The sequence below is a fragment of the Pseudomonas sp. B14-6 genome, from assembly GCF_013260315.1.
Classification (GTDB): Bacteria; Pseudomonadota; Gammaproteobacteria; order Pseudomonadales; family Pseudomonadaceae; genus Aquipseudomonas; species Aquipseudomonas mandelii.
In genome coordinates this window covers 1,205,681-1,223,363 of record NZ_CP053929.1, presented here as the reverse complement: position 1 = coordinate 1,223,363, position 17,683 = coordinate 1,205,681, and the positions used below count along the sequence as shown (strand labels likewise).

Sequence of the window (17,683 nt, the reverse complement as noted above, 5' to 3'; positions counted from 1 at the left end):
GGCGATTGCTACCGTTTTTTTGATATGGATCACGTGCCGGGCCTTGCTCGGCGTTACCGGCGATCAGGCGAGGTCATTGAAGCCGCGGCCGAACTTCGGCAAGCTCGGCTTTTTTCGTCGAGTCCCTTATGCACGCCGATGATGATGGCCCCCTGCAAACCCAGGCCACGGGCGAGACGGTCATGCGCTACCACCTGTGCTGGAAACACCGGGATCTGGACGGTGTGATGGCGCTTTATCACCCGGACATTCAGTACAACGACTTTTTCCAGAACCGGGTCATGGGCCTGGATGAGTTGCGTGAGTACGTGCGCGGCAGCATGCCGCGTAACCCGGACGAAGCGCTGGAGCATTCCGATCGCATACGGCTGGACGGCAACACTGCGTTCATCCAGTACCAGATGACCTTGCGCGGCGGCGAAGGGCTGGTGTCGTTCCGTTCCAGTGAAGCGATCACGGTGCGCGACGGGTTGATCTGGCGAGTCAACGAATACGCATCACTGGTGCGCGAACAACCGCAACGCAACACCGCTACGAATTCGCGCCCGGCCGCCAGCCGACTTGGGCTTTCACCGCGCCAGCTGAGTTTCATGGCTGAGGACCTGCAACAGTATTTCCAGCGCCAGCAGCCTTATCTGGATCCCGAGCTCGATCTGCAACGGGTGGCGCAGGAGTGCGGTTACAGCCGCAATCAGATTTCCTATCTGCTGAATCAAGTGTTGGGCCAGAGCTTCTATCGCTATGTCAACCAGGCGCGGCTGCAGCATTTACTCGCGGCGCTGGACGCCGCCATGCCACCGCTGCGCATTGATGAGCTGGCGTTTGCCGCCGGCTTCAACTCCTTGTCGGCGTTCTACAGTTGTTTTCGCCAGCACACAGGGCTGTCGCCCAAGGCTTACATCAAACAAATTTCTTTGCGTGCACGCGCGCACGACAGCCCCTGAGGTCACGCACTAGGATCGACGCCATCGAAGTTTGAGTGGCGGAGTCTGGCATGTCGGCGTGGCGCACTATCAGTTTGTGGATGGATCAACTCGACGAGCCGTTGCTGGCGCGTCCTGCGCTGGAACATGACCTGGACGTCGACGTGGCCATCATCGGTGCGGGCTACACCGGGCTCTGGACCGCGTATTACCTCAAGCGCCTGGCGCCAGGCCTGGACATTGCCATCGTCGAAGCGCAAACCGCCGGTTTTGGCGCGTCGGGCCGCAACGGCGGCTGGCTGATGGGTAACTTGCTGGGCGAGGACCGTCTGTTGGCGGGTTTGCCGCCAGACCAACGTCGGGCCTCTTTCGATCTGCTGCACAGCATTCCTGATGAAGTCGAGATTGTCATCGAACGGGAGGGCATCGACTGCGATTATCGCAAAGGCGGGGTGTTGTACTGTGCCGCGCGTTATCCCGAGCAGGAAACCAGCCTGCGCGACTATCTGGACAAGCTTTACCGCCAAGGCCTGACCGAAAGCGATTACCGCTGGCTCAGCCCGGAGCAACTGACGCAACAGATCAGAGTGGCGAAGCCTTATGGCGGTATCTATGCACCGCACGTTGCGACCATTCACCCGGCAAAGTTGGTGCGAGGCCTGGCAGAAACGGTCGAGCGCATGGGTGTCAAAATCTACGAAAACAGCGCGGTCACGCAGTGGCAGTCGGGGAGTTTGCGCACGGCAAAGGCTCAGGTCCGCAGCCGCTGGATCGTGCCGGCGGTAGAAGGTTATTCGGTCACGTTGCCACCCCTCGGTCGTTATCAGTTACCGGTACAAAGCCTGATTGTCGCCACCGAACCATTGTCTGCCGCGACCTGGGACGAAATCGGCCTGAGCCGCGGCCAGGCGTTCAGCGAAAGCAGTCGACAGGTCACCTACGGCCAGCGTACGGCCGACAACCGCCTGGTGTTCGGCGCCCGGGGCGGCTACCAGTTTGCCGGAAAATTGCGCCATGACTTTGACCTGACCACCAGCGAAGTGGAGTTGCGGCGCTACCTGTTCAGCGAACTCTTCCCGCAACTCAAGAACGTGCAGATTACCCACGCATGGGGCGGCAACCTGGGCATGTCCCGGCACTTCAAGCCGCACATGCTCTGCGATCAGGCCAGCGGCATTGCCTTGTCCGGCGGTTATGGCGGCGAGGGCGTCGGCGCCAGCAACCTGGGCGGCCGAACCCTGGCGGATCTGATTCTTGAGCGCGATACCGAACTGGTTCACCAGCCTTGGGTCATGCCTCAAGGCGGTCTGGACACGCTCCGGGCCTGGGAGCCAGAGCCCTGCCGCTGGCTGGGTTACAACGCAATCATCCGCAGCTTCGTCCACGAAGACCAGACCCTGGCCAACCCGGCGACAGCCCCTTGGCGCCGCAAACTGGCGAGCAAGGTGGCGGGGTTCATGGAAGGTCTCATGCAGTAAACGCCGCGTTCTACATCTACAGGCTCAATCGACAGGTACTCCCATGGGCATCACGCAATTCAAGAACACCGCAACACTGGAACTGGAGGAGTCGAACCCCGTCGCCGTGCCGTTGGGAGCGCCGGTGGCGGTGGCTTCGACCACCAGCGTCGAACGCGACGATGGCGTCGAAACCGGCGTCTGGGAGTGCACGCCCGGCCGCTGGCGCCGGCAGATCGTTGCCCAGGAATTCTGTCACTTCATCCAGGGCCGCTGCACCTTCACCCCCGACGACGGTGAAACCCTCTACATCGAAGCCGGCGACGCACTGATGTTGCCAGCCAACAGCCTCGGCATCTGGGATATCCAGGAAACCGTGCGCAAGACCTACGTTTTGATTTTTTGATTTTTGATCCTTTGATTGCCTGCCAAAAACAACCCATACAGGAATCGACTCATGATCCGAAAGACACTGACCCTGGCACCCCTTGCGCTTGTCGCGTCCCTCAGCCATGCCGCCGAGACCGTCAAGATCTATAACTGGTCGGACTACATCGCGCCGGATACCACCAAAAACTTCCAGAAAGAAACCGGCATCGCCTTCAGCTACGACGTCTATGACAGCAACGAAACCCTGGACGGCAAGCTGATGACCGGAAAATCCGGGTACGACGTGGTATTCCCGTCCAACCACTTCATGGCAAGGCAGATTCAGGGCGGGGCGCTGAAGAAGCTCGACAAGAACCAGCTGCCGAACTGGAAGAACCTCAACCCGGTATTGCTCACGGCATTGCAGACCAACGACCCGGGTAACGAACACGGCTTCCCATATCTTTGGGGCAGCACCGGTATCGGCTACAACATCGCCAAGGTCAAGGCCGTGCTGGGCGACAACGCGCCAGTGGACTCCTGGGACCTGATCTTCAAGCCCGAGAACATGGCCAAGCTGCAAAAGTGCGGCGTCGCCATCCTCGACAACGGCCCCGAACTGCTGCCGGCCGCGCTGAATTACCTCGGGCTGCCGCACCACAGCAAGAACCCGGAAGACTACAAAAAAGCTGAAGCGCTGCTGATGAAAGTCCGGCCCTACGTCAGCTATTTCCACTCATCCAAATACACCAGCGACCTGGCCAACGGAGACATCTGTGTAGCTGTCGGTTTCTCCGGCGACATCCTGCAAGCCGAGAACCGTGCCAAAGAAGCCAAGAACGGTATCGACATCGGCTACGCCATTCCCAAGGAAGGCGCCGCGATCTGGTTCGACATGGTCGCCATGCCCGCCGACGCCCCGGACGAAAAGGCCGGCTACGCGTTCATGAACTACCTGCTGCGCCCGGACGTCATGGCCAGCATCAGTAACTATGTTCACTACGCCAACGGCAACCAGCAGGCCGACAGCCTGATCGAACCGGCCATCAAGAATGACACCAAGGTTTATCCGAGCCCGGAAATGATGGGCAAGCTGTTCGCCCTGGAGGCGATGCCGCTGAATATCGACCGGATTCGGACGAGGGTGTGGAACAAGATTCGGACGGGGAGTTGAGGCCATAACCCAATCGCGGCATTGACCGTCTGGACCTGTAAATTCTGACAGTAGATGGCTGGCAAAATCCTTTGTAGCGTTTCCGGCACAGACATAACGTCTGCAAAGGAGAATCGCGATGAACAAATCAGCTTTGCAAGCTTACGTTGAAGGAGAGATTAACCTCGCTGCCAAGCGAATCATCGATAAAGGCGCCCAGTCCGATGAAATCGCCTATGGCAGGTTGAAGGTCAACCTGAGCTTGCGTCGTATCTTGGTCGAAGCCCCGACACCTGAGGATCTCGGCCTATGGGGGGCATCAATGACATCCTCCAGCAACTGGGGATTCTGGACAGTCGAGAAACGGTCTTGTCCGTTGTTGATGAGGTTTAGAAAGCAGTGATGGCGGTGGGTAAATGCGATGGTGAACACGCAACGTGTTCACCATTGGCTCCTGTTCGTCTGGAAGTCATCGCGGATGACTGCCCTCATCGGGCGTTTGATTTGGCTGATGGCATTGCACTGGCACTCATATTAATAAGTCACGGAAAAGTGAGACGCTCTCGACAAAAACCAACTTACCTCTATTTAATATTTAAATACGCAATTGTCAGACAATTAGTCCGAAACCCTCAACTAAAAACTATATTTCGACAGCGCAGGCATTGTTTCCGGGTACTTGCCGGGGCAGAACAATTTGACGTCAAAAAAAATGTAGACGTTTGATTTCGAATTGTGTCAATTTTCTTTCGCCTTCATTGGGCGAGTGATAGGACGATCTCGCCAGAGATTGTCGCTATCTGACAAAAACTGTTCCATTGCTAAACAAGGAAGTGTGTTTATGTCGAAAGTTAAAAACAACGCTATTGATCTTGCCGAACAGGCCTTTTCGCCATTGCAAGCATTGGCTGCGCCCAGTTCTGCGTACAACCAGATCGACAGCTTCAGCCATCAGTATGACCGGGGTGGCAATCTCACGGTCAATGGCAAACCGTCCTACTCCGTCGACGAGGCAGCGACGCAATTGCTGCGTGACGGCGCTGCCTATCAGGACAAGGACGGCAGCGGCAAAATCGAACTGACCTACACGTTCCTGACCTCGGCGTCGTCGAGCACCATGAACAAGCACGGGATTTCCGGTTTCAGTCAGTTCAGCGCCCAGCAGAAAGCCCAGGCCGTGCTCGCCATGCAATCCTGGGCCGATGTGGCCAAAGTCACTTTCACCGAGAAAGCCACAGGCGGCGACGGTCACATGACCTTCGGCAATTACAGCAGCGGCCAGGACGGCGCAGCGGCATTCGCCTACCTGCCTGGCACCGGCGCCGGTTATGACGGTACTTCCTGGTACCTGACCAACAGCAGCTACACGCCCAACAAGACACCGGACCTGAACAACTACGGTCGTCAAACCCTGACCCACGAAATCGGTCACTCCCTGGGCCTGGCCCACCCCGGCGACTACAACGCCGGTGAAGGCGCGCCGACTTACAACGACGCGACCTACGCGGAAGACACCCGCGGCTACAGCCTCATGAGCTATTGGAGTGAAAGCAACACCGACCAGAACTTCAGCAAGGCCGGCGTCGAAGCCTATGCGTCCGGTCCGTTGCTGGACGATATTGCCGCCATCCAGAAACTCTACGGTGCCAACACCACCACCCGCACCGGTGACACCACCTACGGTTTCAACTCCAATGCCGGTCGCGATTTCCTGAGCGCGTCTTCGTCGTCGGACAAGGTCGTGTTCTCGGTGTGGGATGCGGGCGGCAAAGACACGCTGGACTTCTCCGGTTTTACCCAGAGCCAGAAGATCAACCTCAATGAGGCCTCGTTCTCCGATGTTGGCGGCATGGTTGGCAACGTTTCCATTGCCAAGGGTGCAACCATCGAGAACGCGATTGGCGGTTCGGGTAACGACCTGCTGATTGGAAATGGCGTGTCCAACGAGCTGAAGGGCGGTGCCGGCAACGACATCCTCTTCGGCGCGGGCGGTGCGGACAAGCTGTGGGGCGGTACCGGCTCGGACACTTTTGTGTTCGCAGCGAGCAGCGATTCCAAGCCGGGTGCGACTGATCAGATCCTCGATTTTGTCAGTGGCCTGGACAAGATCGACCTGACCGCCATCACCAAAGGCGCGGGCCTGCACTTCGTGAATTCGTTCACCGGTGCGGCAGGCGATGCCGTGTTGACCTCTTCGGGCGGTAACAGCCAGTTGGCGGTGGACTTCTCCGGGCATGGCGTGGCTGACTTCCTGGTCAGCACCGTTGGCCAGGCGGCGTTCTCGGACATCGCCGCGTGATGTAGCGCGATAAGGAGGGTGGCGCCGATGCGCCGCCCTCTGTGCCAAAGACCGCTGCCGGAGTACAACAACCTATGGCTCATAAAGCCTTTACCAACCTTACAACCGCGTGGCTCCAGGCGACGTTGATGATTTTTTTTGGAGAGACAGCCATGTCAAGCAGCCTGAAATTAGCGGATCCGTCGGAACTGGCCGGCAAATGGCAGGCGACTCTCAGCGCCAAAGATGACTCGCCAGAGTCCCGGGCGCTGCAAGACAAACCGTCCAACGTGTGCGTCATCGACTTTCAGCAAACCCAGACATTGGGTGAGGGCGCCAGCTGCCTTAGCGCCTGGCTGGATGGCAAAACCGCTACCGGTTGGTTCCCGGAACCGGACGGCATTGCGATCACCGGCAACGAAGGTTCGAAGATTCTATTTCTCAGCCGTCAACGTGACGGCGCTTATAAAGCCACATTGAAATCCGCGCTGGTCATAACACTTGTGCGCCAGACGCAGTAATTAAAAGGCAACGGCGAAAGAGCGACGGTCATTATCGTTATAAGCACCAAACCAGAATAAAAGTTGTTATTGGTTTGTAAGCGCTGATGCGCCAAACCTATATCTGCCTCTGCGCGGACAGTTAATGGAAACTTCGTCAGGCATGACGAGGATTAACACCTCAGGAAGAAACCATGAAGATGGCAATGAGCCCGGCCACCGCACCGTTATTCAAGGCACTGGGCGACTATAAGAGCATCCTGATCAGCGTCGGTTGTTTTACCGCGTTAATTAATGTGCTGATGCTGGTCCCGTCGATTTACATGCTCCAGGTCTACGACCGCGTGTTGTCTTCGCAAAACGAAACCACCCTGGCCATGTTGTCGCTGATGGTGGTCGGATTTTTCGCCTTCATCGGGTTGCTCGAGATCGTGCGCAGCTTCATCGTCATCCGCATCGGCAGCCAACTGGAGCGCCGTTTCAACCTGCGGGTGTATCAGGCCGCGTTCGAGCGCAACCTGCTCAAGGGCGAGGGCAACGCCGGTCAGTCCCTTGGCGATCTGACCCACATTCGCCAATTCGTCACCGGTCCTGCGCTGTTTGCCTTCTTCGACGCGCCGTGGTTTCCGGTCTACCTCTTCGTGATTTACCTGTTCAACGTCTGGCTCGGTGTGTTCGCGACCGTGGGCGCGCTGGTGCTCATCGGCCTCGCGTGCCTGAACGAGGCAATGACCAAAAAGCCCTTGGGCGAAGCCGCCGGGTTTTCCCAGAAGTCCAGCCAACTGGCCACCAGTCATCTGCACAATGCCGAAACCATCCAGGCGATGGGCATGCTCGGCGTGTTGCGCAAGCGCTGGTTCCAAGTGCATTCGCGTTTTCTCGGCCTGCAAAATCAGGCCAGCGACACCGGCGCCATCATCAGCTCCCTGAGCAAAACCTTGCGGCTGTGCCTGCAATCCCTGGTCCTGGGCCTCGGCGCGTTACTGGTGATCAAGGGCGATATGACCGCCGGAATGATGATCGCCGGCTCCATTCTGATGGGCCGCGTCCTGAGCCCCATCGATCAGCTGATCGCGGTGTGGAAACAGTGGAGCGGCGCCAAGCTCGCTTATCGTCGTCTTGATTCGCTGCTGCAAGCCTTTCCACCGAGTGACGAAGCCATGGCACTGCCGGCGCCGAAGGGGCAAATCACCTTCGAACAAGTCAGCGCCGGCCCTCCGGGGCAACGCGCGGCGACCCTGCACATGGTCAATTTCAGCCTGAGTGCCGGCGAAGTGTTGGGCGTACTCGGCGCCTCCGGCTCCGGCAAGTCGACCCTGGCCCGGGTGCTGGTTGGCGTCTGGCCAACCCTCGGCGGCACGGTGCGGCTTGATGGCGCGGACATCCATCGCTGGAACCGCGACGATCTGGGTCCCTACATCGGTTACTTGCCCCAGGACATCGAATTGTTCAGCGGCAGCATCGCGGAAAACATCGCCCGGTTTCGCGAAGCGGATCCGCAAAAAGTCGTCGAAGCGGCGCAACAGGCGGGCGTCCATGAACTGATCCTGCGCATGCCGCAGGGCTACGACACGGTGCTGGGCGAGGACGGCAGTGGCTTGTCTGGCGGCCAGAAGCAACGGGTGGCGTTGGCCCGCGCGCTGTACGGCAAGCCAAGCCTGGTGGTGCTCGATGAACCCAATTCCAACCTCGACACCGTGGGCGAAGCGGCGCTGGCCGGCGCCATCGCGCAAATGAAAGCTCAGGGCACGAGCGTGATTCTGGTGACCCATCGTTCCTCGGCCTTGGCCCAGGCTGACAAGTTGCTGGTGCTCAACGACGGTCGTTTACAGGCCTTTGGCCCCAGCCAGGAAGTGCTCAAGGCACTCTCCGGCGCCCAGGAACAGCAACGTGAAAAACCGGCTCAAGCACCAGGCGGGCTCAGCATGAGTCGCCAGTATCAGCCTACGACAAGGAATTCGGGTGTATGACCAGCGCTCGCATGAACACTGAAAACGAAGCGACGATGGAACACGATTACATCGCCGAACGCCCTGAGCGTGATGCTCGTTTCTTCTCCCGCATGGGCTGGATTCTGGCGATCGTCGGTGCTGGCAGTTTCTTCACCTGGGCCAGCCTCGCGCCGCTCGACCAAGGAATCCCGGTGCAAGGCACAGTCGTGGTCTCGGGCAAGCGCAAGGCCGTGCAATCGATGAGCAACGGCGTGGTCAGCCGGATCCTGGTGAGCGAAGGCCAGGTGGTAAAGCAGGGCCAACCGCTGTTCCAGCTCGACCAGACCCAGGTCGCGGCCGATGTGCAATCGCTGCAAGCGCAATACCGCATGGCCTGGGCCAGCCTGGCGCGTTGGCAGAGCGAGCGGGACAACCTCAAGCAGGTGAATTTCCCCGCGGAACTGAGCAACGATCCCGACCCACGCCTGGCGCTGGTCCTCGAAGGCCAGCGGCAATTGTTCAGCAGCCGCCGCGAAGCGTTTTCCCGCGAGCAGGCGGGTCTGCGCGCCAGCATCGAAGGCGCCAGCGCGCAATTGGCCGGCATGCGCCGCGCGCGTACCGACCTTTCGGCTCAGGCCAGCTCCTTGCAGCAACAACTGAGTAACCTTCAGCCCCTGGCAGACAACGGCTACATCCCGCGCAATCGCTTGATGGAGTTCCAGCGGCAGCTGTCGCAGGTGCAGCAGCAATTGGCGGAAAACAGCGGCGAAAGCGGCCGGGTCGAGCAGGGCATCCTCGAGTCGCGCCTGAAGCTGCAACAGCACATCGAGGAATACCAGAAAGAAGTCCGCACGCAACTGGCCGACGCGCAACTCAAAAGCGTGACCCTGGAAGAGCAACTGACCTCCGCCGGGTTTGATCTGCAACACAGCGAGATCATCGCCACCGCCGACGGCATCGCGGTCAACCTTGGGGTGCACACCGAAGGTGCGGTGGTCCGCCAGGGCGACACCTTGCTGGAGATCGTGCCGCAAGGCACCCGCCTGGAAGTGGAAGGGCACTTGCCGATCAACCTGATCGACAAGGTCGGCACCCACTTGCCGGTGGACATTTTGTTCACCGCGTTCAACCAGAGCCGTACACCGCGCGTACCCGGCGAAGTCAGCCTGATTTCCGCCGACCAGATGGTCGACGAGAAAACCGGCGCGCCGTACTACGTGCTGCGCAGCAGCGTCAGCGATCAGGCCATGGAAAAACTCAACGGGCTGGTGATCAAGCCCGGCATGCCGGCGGAAATGTTCGTGCGCACCGGTGAACGTTCACTCCTCAACTATTTGTTCAAACCGCTGCTCGACCGGGCAGGCTCCGCGTTGACCGAGGAATAAGGATGTTCGGCTGTATGAATAAGCTTTCAATGCTCACAGCCACCCTGGCGTTGCTGACGTGCAACGGTGCGATGGCCGCCATGGGGCCTTTCGATATCTACGAGCAAGCGTTGCGCAATGACCCGGTATTCCTTGGCGCCATGAAGGAACGCGATGCCGGCCTTGAAAACCGCATCATAGGCCGGGCCGGGTTGTTGCCCAGGCTCGGTTACACCTACAACAAGGGGCGCAACACCTCCAAGGTCACCCAAATCAATGAAGGTCGGCCGGACTTCACCGAGGACCGCAACTACGGCAGCTACGGCTCGAACCTGACCCTGCAACAGCCGTTGCTCGATTACGAAGCCTACGCGGGGTATCGCAAAGGCGTGGCGCAGTCGCTGTTTGCCGACGAAGCGTTCCGCGGCAAGAGCCAGGAATTGCTGGTTCGTGTGCTGGAAAACTACACCAATGCGCTGTTCGCCCAGGATCAGATCGACATCGCGCTGGCGAAGAAGAAGGCCTTCGAACAGCAGTTCCAGCAGAACGAGCAGATGTTCCGCCAGGGCGAGGGCACGCGCACCGATATTCTTGAGGCCGAGTCTCGCTACGAACTGGCGACCGCCGAGGAAATCGAGGCACGCAACGAGCAGGACGCGTCCTTGCGCGAACTGGGCGCGCTGATTGGTGTGCCGGCCGTCGACATCACCGATCTGGCGCCACTGGACCAGAACTTCCAGACCTTCAGCCTGCTGCCGGCCAACTACGACACCTGGCACGAGATGGCCGTGGCCAACAACCCGAACCTGGCCTCCCAGCGTCAGGCGGTGGAAGTCGCGCGGTATGAAGTCGAACGCAACCGCGCCGGACACCTGCCGAAAGTCAGTGCCTACGCTTCGGTGCGCCAGAACGAATCGGAAAGCGGCAATACCTACAACCAGCGTTACGACACCAACACCATCGGCATTGAAGTCAGCGTGCCGTTGTACGCCGGCGGCGGGGTGTCGGCGTCGACCCGTCAGGCCAGCCGCACAATGGAACAGGCCGAGTACGAACTCGATGGCAAGACCCGGGAAACCCTGATCGAGCTGCGTCGGCAATTCAGTGCCTGCCTGTCGGGGGTGAACAAGTTGCGCGCTTATCAGAAAGCCCTGAAATCGGCGGAAGCGCTGGTGGTTTCGACCAAGCAAAGCATCCTGGGCGGTGAGCGGGTGAACCTGGATGCGTTGAATGCCGAACAACAACTATTTACCACCCGCCGGGATTTGGCTCAGGCAAGGTACGACTACCTGATGGCCTGGACCAAGTTGCATTACTACGCCGGGACCTTGAATGAGCAGGATCTGGCCAAGGTGGACGAGGCATTCGGTCAAGGCCCGAGATCTCAATGATTTGAGCTGTTGCGTTGCAGCCCCTAGTGGGCAACCAGAATTCTAAAAACGCCAAAAAAGCGAGAAGTTGACATGGACGTACAGATCAAGCCGATGTCGGTCGGCACGTTATTGCTCTGGATTTCAGTAGCGCCAGGCTCGGCCCAGGCGCTTTATCAGGAAAACGGCACCCTGGGCGATGCGGCCAGTTGGCGCTCGGTGGAATTTCAGCGGGACTGGGGACTGGCCCGCATGCAGGCCGACCAGGCCTACGCCGCCGGCATCACCGGCAAGGGTGTGAAAATCGGCGAACTCGATTCAGGCTTCGATGCAGCCCATCCCGAATTCGCCACCGACCGTTACCACGCGGTACTGGCCAGCGGCAGCTACGTCGACGGCTCACTGTTCAATGTCGACGGCACCCTCAACGCCAACAACGACTCCCACGGCACCCATGTCGCCGGCACCATTGGCGCCTCCCGCGATGGCACCGGCATGCACGGTGTGGCGTACAACGCGCAGGTCTACGTCGGCAATACCAACAAGAACGACAGTTTTCTGTTCGGCCCCAATCCGGATCCGCGCTACTTCAAAGCAGTCTATAACGCCTTGGCCGACGCCGGTGTGCGGGCGATCAATAACAGTTGGGGCAGCCAGCCACCGGACGTCAGCTATCGCACCCTCGACGATCTGCACGCCGCCTACGCCCAGCACTGGAACAAAGGCACCTGGCTCGATGCGGCGGCTGACGTTTCCCGTCGCGGTGTGATCAATGTGTTCAGCGCCGGCAACAGCGGTTACCCCAATGCCAGCGTGCGTTCGGCCTTGCCTTACTTCCAGCCGGACCTGGAAGGCCACTGGCTGGCCGTGTCGGGGTTGGATCAAAGTAACCAGCAAAAGTACAACCAGTGCGGAATCGCCAAGTATTGGTGCATCACCACCCCCGGTGCGAAGATCGACAGCACCATTCCCGACGCCGGTTATGCGATCAAGTCCGGCACGTCCATGTCCGCGCCGCATGCTACCGGCGCGCTGGCGCTGGTGATGGAACGCTATCCGTACATGACCAACCAGCAGGCGCTGGAAACCCTGTTGACCACCGCCACCCAACTCGACGGTTCCGTCACCCAGGCGCCCAATACCCGCGTCGGCTGGGGCGTGGCCAACCTCGAACGGGCGATGCGCGGGCCGGGGCAATTGCTCGGGCGCTTCGACGCCAATCTGGGGGCAGGGCAGAGCGATGTCTGGAGCAACGACATCTCGGACAACGCGCTGATCCAGCGGCAGAGTGAAGACGCGGCCGAACGCAGTGCCTGGCAACAGACGTTGAGGACCAAGGGCTGGGAGAATGGCGTACCGGCCGGTGCCAGTCAGCAGGATCAGACGGATTACACCGTCGGCATGGCCCGCGATCTTGCCGCCACCACTCGGGTCTACGAAGGAAGCCTGATCAAGTCAGGAGCCGGACGCTTGATGCTGACCGGTGACAATAGCTATCGCGGGCCAACCACGGTCAATGGCGGCCTGCTGTCGGTCAACGGTTCGTTGGCATCCAGTGTGACCGTCAATGACGGGGGCACGCTGGGCGGTTCAGGACGAGTCGGGGATCTGACGGCCAATCGCGGCGCTACCGTCGCGCCGGGCAATTCCATTGGCACCTTGCAGGTCGCCGGCGACGTCACGTTTGCACCCGGCTCGACTTACGCGGTGGAGCTGTCGCCGACCGACAGCGACCGGATCGTTGCGAGCGGCACGGCCACGGTCAGCGGTGCGATGGTCAGCCTGTCACTGGAAAACAGCCCGACCTTGCTCAGCACTCAACAAGTGCAAAGCCTGCTCGGTCAGCAATACAACATCCTGCAAGCGGCCGGCGGCATTCAAGGTCAGTTCGGTGCGGTGTTGCCCAACTATCTGTTCATCGGCGGCAGCCTCGATTACGCCGCCACCGGTATTCAACTGAGCGTGGAGCGTAACGACACGACGTTCGCCAGCGTCGGCCAGACGCCGAACCAACGCGCCGTCGCTTCCGCCGTGGAAGGGCTTGGGGCGGGGAATGCGGTGTACGAAAGCCTGTTGCTGTCGCCCACCGCGACGTCCGCACAGCAGGCGTTCCAGCAGTTGTCGGGGGAAATCTACCCGGCGTTGGGTTCGGTGCTGATCAACGACAGTCGATACCTGCGCGATGCAATCGGTGAGCGACTGGTTGACGCCAAAGGCGCGCAAAGCAATGGCTGGATCAAGGCGCTTGGGGCCTGGGGCAAGACCGATGACCGCCATGACACCGCCGGTTACACCACCTCGATCGGCGGCTTGCTTGCCGGTGTCGATGGCGCGATCGACGAGCAAACCCGGATAGGCCTGGTCACGGGTTACAGCGACAGTTCGGTGAGCATGGGCTCGGGCACGCATTCATCGGCCAAGGTCGACAGCTATCACTTGGGTGCATACGCCGGCCGCGAAGTCGGTGCCTGGCGCCTGAGTGCCGGCGGTGCCTACAGCTGGCATCGTGCCGACGTGAAACGTGACCTGCAATACGGCGACGTCAGCGCGAAGCAGAAAGCCAAGTTCGACGCCGGCACCACTCAAGTGTTCGGTGAAGCGGCGTATCGCCTGAATCTGCAACCGCTCGCGCTCGAACCCTTCGCCAACCTGGCCTACGTGCACCTCGACACCGAGGGTTTCACCGAGAAAGGTGATGGCGCCGCACTGAAAAGCACCGGCGACACGCGGGATGCGGTGCTCAGCACCTTGGGCGTGCGCGCATTGAAAACGGTGAACCTGTCCGGCCAGCAGCAACTAGACCTGAGCGGCAGTCTCGGCTGGCAGCACAACCTGAGTAATACCGATGCTGAAGAACATCTGGCATTTGCCAGCGGCAGCACGGCGTTCTCGGTGGAAGGGGCGCCAATGGTGCGTGACGCGGCACTGGTAGGCGCGCATGCCAGCCTGGCCCTGAGCCGGGACATTCGCGTGAACCTCGATTACACCGGCCAACTGGCCAGCCGCGAGAAGAGCCATGGCGTAGGGCTGAGCCTCAATTGGCAGTTTTAAAAACACGAACAAAAAACGTGGCAAACATTAAATGTGGCGAGGGAGCTTGCTCCCGCTGGGTGGCGAAGCCGCCCCGAAACTGGCAGCGGTGATTTGGCAGACAAAACGCATCAGCCGGGCTCGCGACTGCTGCGCAGCCGAACGGGACGATGCGGCGTTCCGACAAGCCCCCTCGCCACAGGGATTTTGGCAAGACAACTAAGGATGGTCGCTGTATGAAAGTTAAGAACAACAACTTATTCGCCTTGAAAGCACTCAACCGAGCCCTGCTTTGTGCACTGGCTTCAGTAGGCACCGCACAAGCGGTGCCCTACGTGGAAAGCGGCAAAGCAGGCGATCCCAACAGTTGGCGTAGCGCTGAGTTCAACGCTGACTGGGGCCTGGGCGGCATCAATGCCCAGGATGCCTACGCCGCCGGTTACAGCGGCAAAGGCGTGAAACTGGGGATCTTCGATCAACCGGTTTACGCCCAGCATCCGGAGTTTTCCGGTGCCAACAAGGTCGTCACCCTGGTCACCCGCGGTATCCGCGAATACACCGACCCGTACATCCCGGTCAAAGCCGGCGATGCGTTTGTGTATGACGGTTCGCCCTCGGTCGGCTACGACGGCAAGCTCGGCTCCCACGGCACTCACGTCGGCGGGATCGCCGCGGGCAGCCGTGACGGCAATCCAATGCACGGCGTGGCGTACAACGCGCAAATCATCAGTGCCGACAACGGCGACCCGGGCCCCGAAGACGGGATCATCCTCGGCAACGACGGCGCGGTGTACAAGGCCGGTTGGGATGCATTGATCGCCAGCGGGGCGCGGATCATCAACAACAGCTGGGGCATCGGCATCACCGATCGCTTCGACCTGGGCGGCCGCGACCCGGCGTATCCGCACTTCACCGTGCAGGACGCGCAACTGCAATTCAATCAGATCCAACCCATCCTCGGCACGCGCCAGGGCGGTGCCTATGACGGTGCGATCGCGGCCGCTCGCAGCGGCATCGTGACGATCTTCGCCGCCGGCAACGACTACAACCTCAACAACCCGGACGCCATTGCCGGCCTCGGTTATTTCGTCCCCGAAATCGCACCGAACTGGATGACCGTCGCGGCCTTGCAGAAGAACCCGGACCTCAACAGCCCGGACCTCTACAACATCAGCACCTTCTCGTCGCGTTGCGGCTACACCGCGAGTTTCTGCGTGTCGGCACCGGGCAGCAAGATCTTCAGCGCAGTCATCGGCGGCACCAATGCCGATAACATGACCATCGGCTACGCCAACAAAAACGGCACCTCCATGGCGGCGCCGCACGTCGCGGGCGCGGTGGCGGTGCTGATGGAACGCTTCCCGTACATGACTGGCGCCCAGGTTGCCAGCGTGCTGCGCACCACGGCCACCGACATGGGCGCACCGGGTGTCGACGCGCTGTATGGCTGGGGCATGATCAACCTGCGCAAAGGCATCGATGGCCCGGCGATGTTGGTCACCGAGCAAGACATACCCGAGGAGTTCCGCATCCAGGGCGCCTACGGCTCCAGCCAGTTTGTCGCGGACTTGCCCGGCATCGGCGCGATTATCGATGCGGGCAAACCGACCGAGCGCGTGTGCAATGACGTGCAGTGTGGCCGGGACGTCTGGCGCAACGACATTTCCGGCCACGGCGGCCTGACCAAGCAGGGCATCGGCACGCTGGTGCTGACCGGCGCCAACACTTACGCCGGCCCGACGCTGGTCAATCAGGGTCGATTGGCGATCAACGGCTCGCTGCTCTCGGCGGTCACCGTCAACGACAGCGGGATCCTCGGCGGTAACGGCCGCATCGGCGCATTGACCGCGAAAAGCGGCGGCACCGTGGCCCCCGGCAATTCCATCGGCACCTTGCAGGTCGCGGGTGACGTGACGTTCGAGCCGGGCTCGACCTACGCCGTGGAATTGTCGCCGACCAGCAGCGACCAGATCATCGCGGGCGGTAAAGCAGTGATCGAAGGCGCGACTGTCAGCCTGTCCCTGGAAAACAGCCCGACCTTGCTGACCACCAGCGACGTGCAATCGCTGCTTGGCAATCAATACAACATCCTGCAAGCAGCTGGCGGCATCGAAGGGCGGTTTGGCGCAGTCCTGCCGAACTACCTGTTCATCGGCGGCGCGCTCGACTACTCGGCAACTGGCATCCAACTGGCGGTAGAGCGCAACGCCGCGTCCTTCGCCAGCGTCGGCCAGACCCCGAACCAACGTGCCGTGGCTGCCGCTGCCGAGCAACTGGGCGCGGGCAATCCGCTCTATGAAACCCTGTTGCTGTCGCCAACCGCTGCCGTCGCGCAACAAGCCTTCCAGCAACTGTCCGGTGAGATTCATCCGGCGATCGGCACGTTGCTGATCAACGACAGCCGTTACCTGCGTGATGCCGTCGGCGAACGCCTGCGTGAGCGTGATCTGTTCGATGCCGCGGCACCCACCGATGACCGCAGCAATGCCTGGGTCAAAGTCCTCGGCGCCTGGGGCAAGAGCGACGGCGGGCATGACAACGCCAGTTCCACCAGCTCCATCGGCGGCTTGCTGGCCGGTGTCGACGGTCTCATCACTGAAGATACGCGGCTCGGTTTCGTCACCGGGTATAGCGACAGTTCGTTGAGCATGGGCGATGGCACGCATTCGTCAGCCTCGGTCGACAGCTACCACTTGGGCGCCTACCTGGGCCATGAAATCGATGCACTGCGCTTGAGTGTCGGCGGCGCTTATAGCTGGCATCGCATCGATGTGAAACGTGACCTGCAATTCGGTGACGTCAGCGGCAAACAGAAATCCAAACGCGATGCGACCACCGCCCAGCTGTTTACCGAAGCCGCGTATCGCCTGGACCTGCAACCGCTGGCCCTGGAACCGTTTGCCAACCTGGCTTACGTGCACCTCAACCGCGACAGCTTCACCGAGAAAGGCGATGCCGCCGCGCTCAAGGGGGGCGAAGACAACCGCGACGCCGTGCTCTCGACACTCGGTGTGCGGGCAAGCAAAGCCATTGCCCTGTCGGACAAACAGCAACTGGAACTGTCCGGCACCCTGGGCTGGCAGCACAACCTGAGCAGCACCCGTTCCGAAGACCACCTGGCCTTCGCCAACGGCAACACCGGGTTCAGCGTGCAGAGCGTGTCCCTGGATCGTAACGCCGCCGTCATTGGTGCGCGCGCCGGTCTGGCGGTGGCCAAGGATGTGCGTGTGAGCCTGGATTACAACGGACTGCTGGGCTCCAACGAAAAAGACCACGGTGTAGGTCTGACACTCGACTGGCAGTTCTGA

12 protein-coding genes are annotated in these 17,683 nt (G+C 60.5%); all 12 read left to right on the top strand.

What is annotated here, in order from left to right; all coding sequences use genetic code 11:
- Window positions 1-128 precede the first annotated feature (128 nt).
- The 12 genes from HP062_RS05560 to HP062_RS05505 all read left to right on the top strand — a co-directional run bounded on the left by HP062_RS05560 (window position 129) and on the right by HP062_RS05505 (window position 17,683).
- The gene (locus tag HP062_RS05560; protein WP_172791027.1) at window positions 129-944 is read left to right on the top strand and encodes a helix-turn-helix domain-containing protein; all 816 of its coding nucleotides are present in this window, start codon (window positions 129-131) and stop codon (window positions 942-944) included.
- Between the two features lie 50 nt (window positions 945-994).
- The gene (locus HP062_RS05555) at window positions 995-2,401 is read left to right on the top strand and encodes an FAD-binding oxidoreductase (RefSeq protein ID WP_172791026.1); all 1,407 of its coding nucleotides are present in this window, start codon (window positions 995-997) and stop codon (window positions 2,399-2,401) included.
- A gap of 43 nt (window positions 2,402-2,444) precedes the next feature.
- Window positions 2,445-2,786 (top strand): cupin domain-containing protein, encoded by a 342-nt coding sequence (locus HP062_RS05550; RefSeq protein WP_010460408.1) that lies wholly within the window; start codon window positions 2,445-2,447, stop codon window positions 2,784-2,786.
- A gap of 51 nt (window positions 2,787-2,837) precedes the next feature.
- The gene (locus HP062_RS05545; RefSeq protein ID WP_077747854.1) at window positions 2,838-3,923 is read left to right on the top strand and encodes a polyamine ABC transporter substrate-binding protein; all 1,086 of its coding nucleotides are present in this window, start codon (window positions 2,838-2,840) and stop codon (window positions 3,921-3,923) included.
- Between the two features lie 118 nt (window positions 3,924-4,041).
- Window positions 4,042-4,305 (top strand): hypothetical protein, encoded by a 264-nt coding sequence (locus HP062_RS05540; protein ID WP_172791025.1) that lies wholly within the window; start codon window positions 4,042-4,044, stop codon window positions 4,303-4,305.
- Between the two features lie 438 nt (window positions 4,306-4,743).
- Window positions 4,744-6,201, top strand: a complete 1,458-nt coding sequence (locus tag HP062_RS05535; RefSeq protein ID WP_172791024.1) for a serralysin family metalloprotease — start codon at window positions 4,744-4,746, stop codon at window positions 6,199-6,201.
- Between the two features lie 74 nt (window positions 6,202-6,275).
- Window positions 6,276-6,701: an AprI/Inh family metalloprotease inhibitor gene (locus tag HP062_RS05530; protein WP_172791023.1), complete on the top strand. Its 426-nt coding sequence runs from the start codon at window positions 6,276-6,278 to the stop codon at window positions 6,699-6,701.
- 173 nt (window positions 6,702-6,874) lie between these two features.
- A complete protein-coding gene (locus tag HP062_RS05525) occupies window positions 6,875-8,650 on the top strand; it encodes a type I secretion system permease/ATPase (RefSeq protein ID WP_169857734.1) in 1,776 nt (591 codons plus the stop codon).
- The gene (locus HP062_RS05520) at window positions 8,647-9,996 is read left to right on the top strand and encodes an HlyD family type I secretion periplasmic adaptor subunit (protein WP_010460397.1); all 1,350 of its coding nucleotides are present in this window, start codon (window positions 8,647-8,649) and stop codon (window positions 9,994-9,996) included. The genes HP062_RS05525 and HP062_RS05520 overlap by 4 nt, the downstream gene beginning before the upstream one ends.
- A 2-nt stretch (window positions 9,997-9,998) precedes the next feature.
- Window positions 9,999-11,366, top strand: a complete 1,368-nt coding sequence (locus tag HP062_RS05515) for a TolC family outer membrane protein (RefSeq protein ID WP_042932057.1) — start codon at window positions 9,999-10,001, stop codon at window positions 11,364-11,366.
- Window positions 11,367-11,438: 72 nt separating this feature from the next.
- A complete protein-coding gene (locus HP062_RS05510) occupies window positions 11,439-14,396 on the top strand; it encodes an autotransporter serine protease (protein ID WP_172791022.1) in 2,958 nt (985 codons plus the stop codon).
- 215 nt (window positions 14,397-14,611) lie between these two features.
- Window positions 14,612-17,683, top strand: a complete 3,072-nt coding sequence (locus HP062_RS05505; protein WP_172791021.1) for an autotransporter serine protease — start codon at window positions 14,612-14,614, stop codon at window positions 17,681-17,683.

Bases quoted from the DNA above. Each gene is read 5' to 3' on its own strand.
- HP062_RS05560 (WP_172791027.1), top strand. From the start codon at position 129: ATGCACGCCGATGATGATGGCCCCCTGCAAACCCAGGCCACGGGCGAG.
- HP062_RS05555 (WP_172791026.1), top strand. From the start codon at position 995: ATGTCGGCGTGGCGCACTATCAGTTTGTGGATGGATCAACTCGACGAG.
- HP062_RS05550 (WP_010460408.1), top strand. From the start codon at position 2,445: ATGGGCATCACGCAATTCAAGAACACCGCAACACTGGAACTGGAGGAG.
- HP062_RS05545 (WP_077747854.1), top strand. From the start codon at position 2,838: ATGATCCGAAAGACACTGACCCTGGCACCCCTTGCGCTTGTCGCGTCC.
- HP062_RS05540 (WP_172791025.1), top strand. From the start codon at position 4,042: ATGAACAAATCAGCTTTGCAAGCTTACGTTGAAGGAGAGATTAACCTC.
- HP062_RS05535 (WP_172791024.1), top strand. From the start codon at position 4,744: ATGTCGAAAGTTAAAAACAACGCTATTGATCTTGCCGAACAGGCCTTT.
- HP062_RS05530 (WP_172791023.1), top strand. From the start codon at position 6,276: ATGGCTCATAAAGCCTTTACCAACCTTACAACCGCGTGGCTCCAGGCG.
- HP062_RS05525 (WP_169857734.1), top strand. From the start codon at position 6,875: ATGAAGATGGCAATGAGCCCGGCCACCGCACCGTTATTCAAGGCACTG.
- HP062_RS05520 (WP_010460397.1), top strand. From the start codon at position 8,647: ATGACCAGCGCTCGCATGAACACTGAAAACGAAGCGACGATGGAACAC.
- HP062_RS05515 (WP_042932057.1), top strand. From the start codon at position 9,999: ATGTTCGGCTGTATGAATAAGCTTTCAATGCTCACAGCCACCCTGGCG.
- HP062_RS05510 (WP_172791022.1), top strand. From the start codon at position 11,439: ATGGACGTACAGATCAAGCCGATGTCGGTCGGCACGTTATTGCTCTGG.
- HP062_RS05505 (WP_172791021.1), top strand. From the start codon at position 14,612: ATGAAAGTTAAGAACAACAACTTATTCGCCTTGAAAGCACTCAACCGA.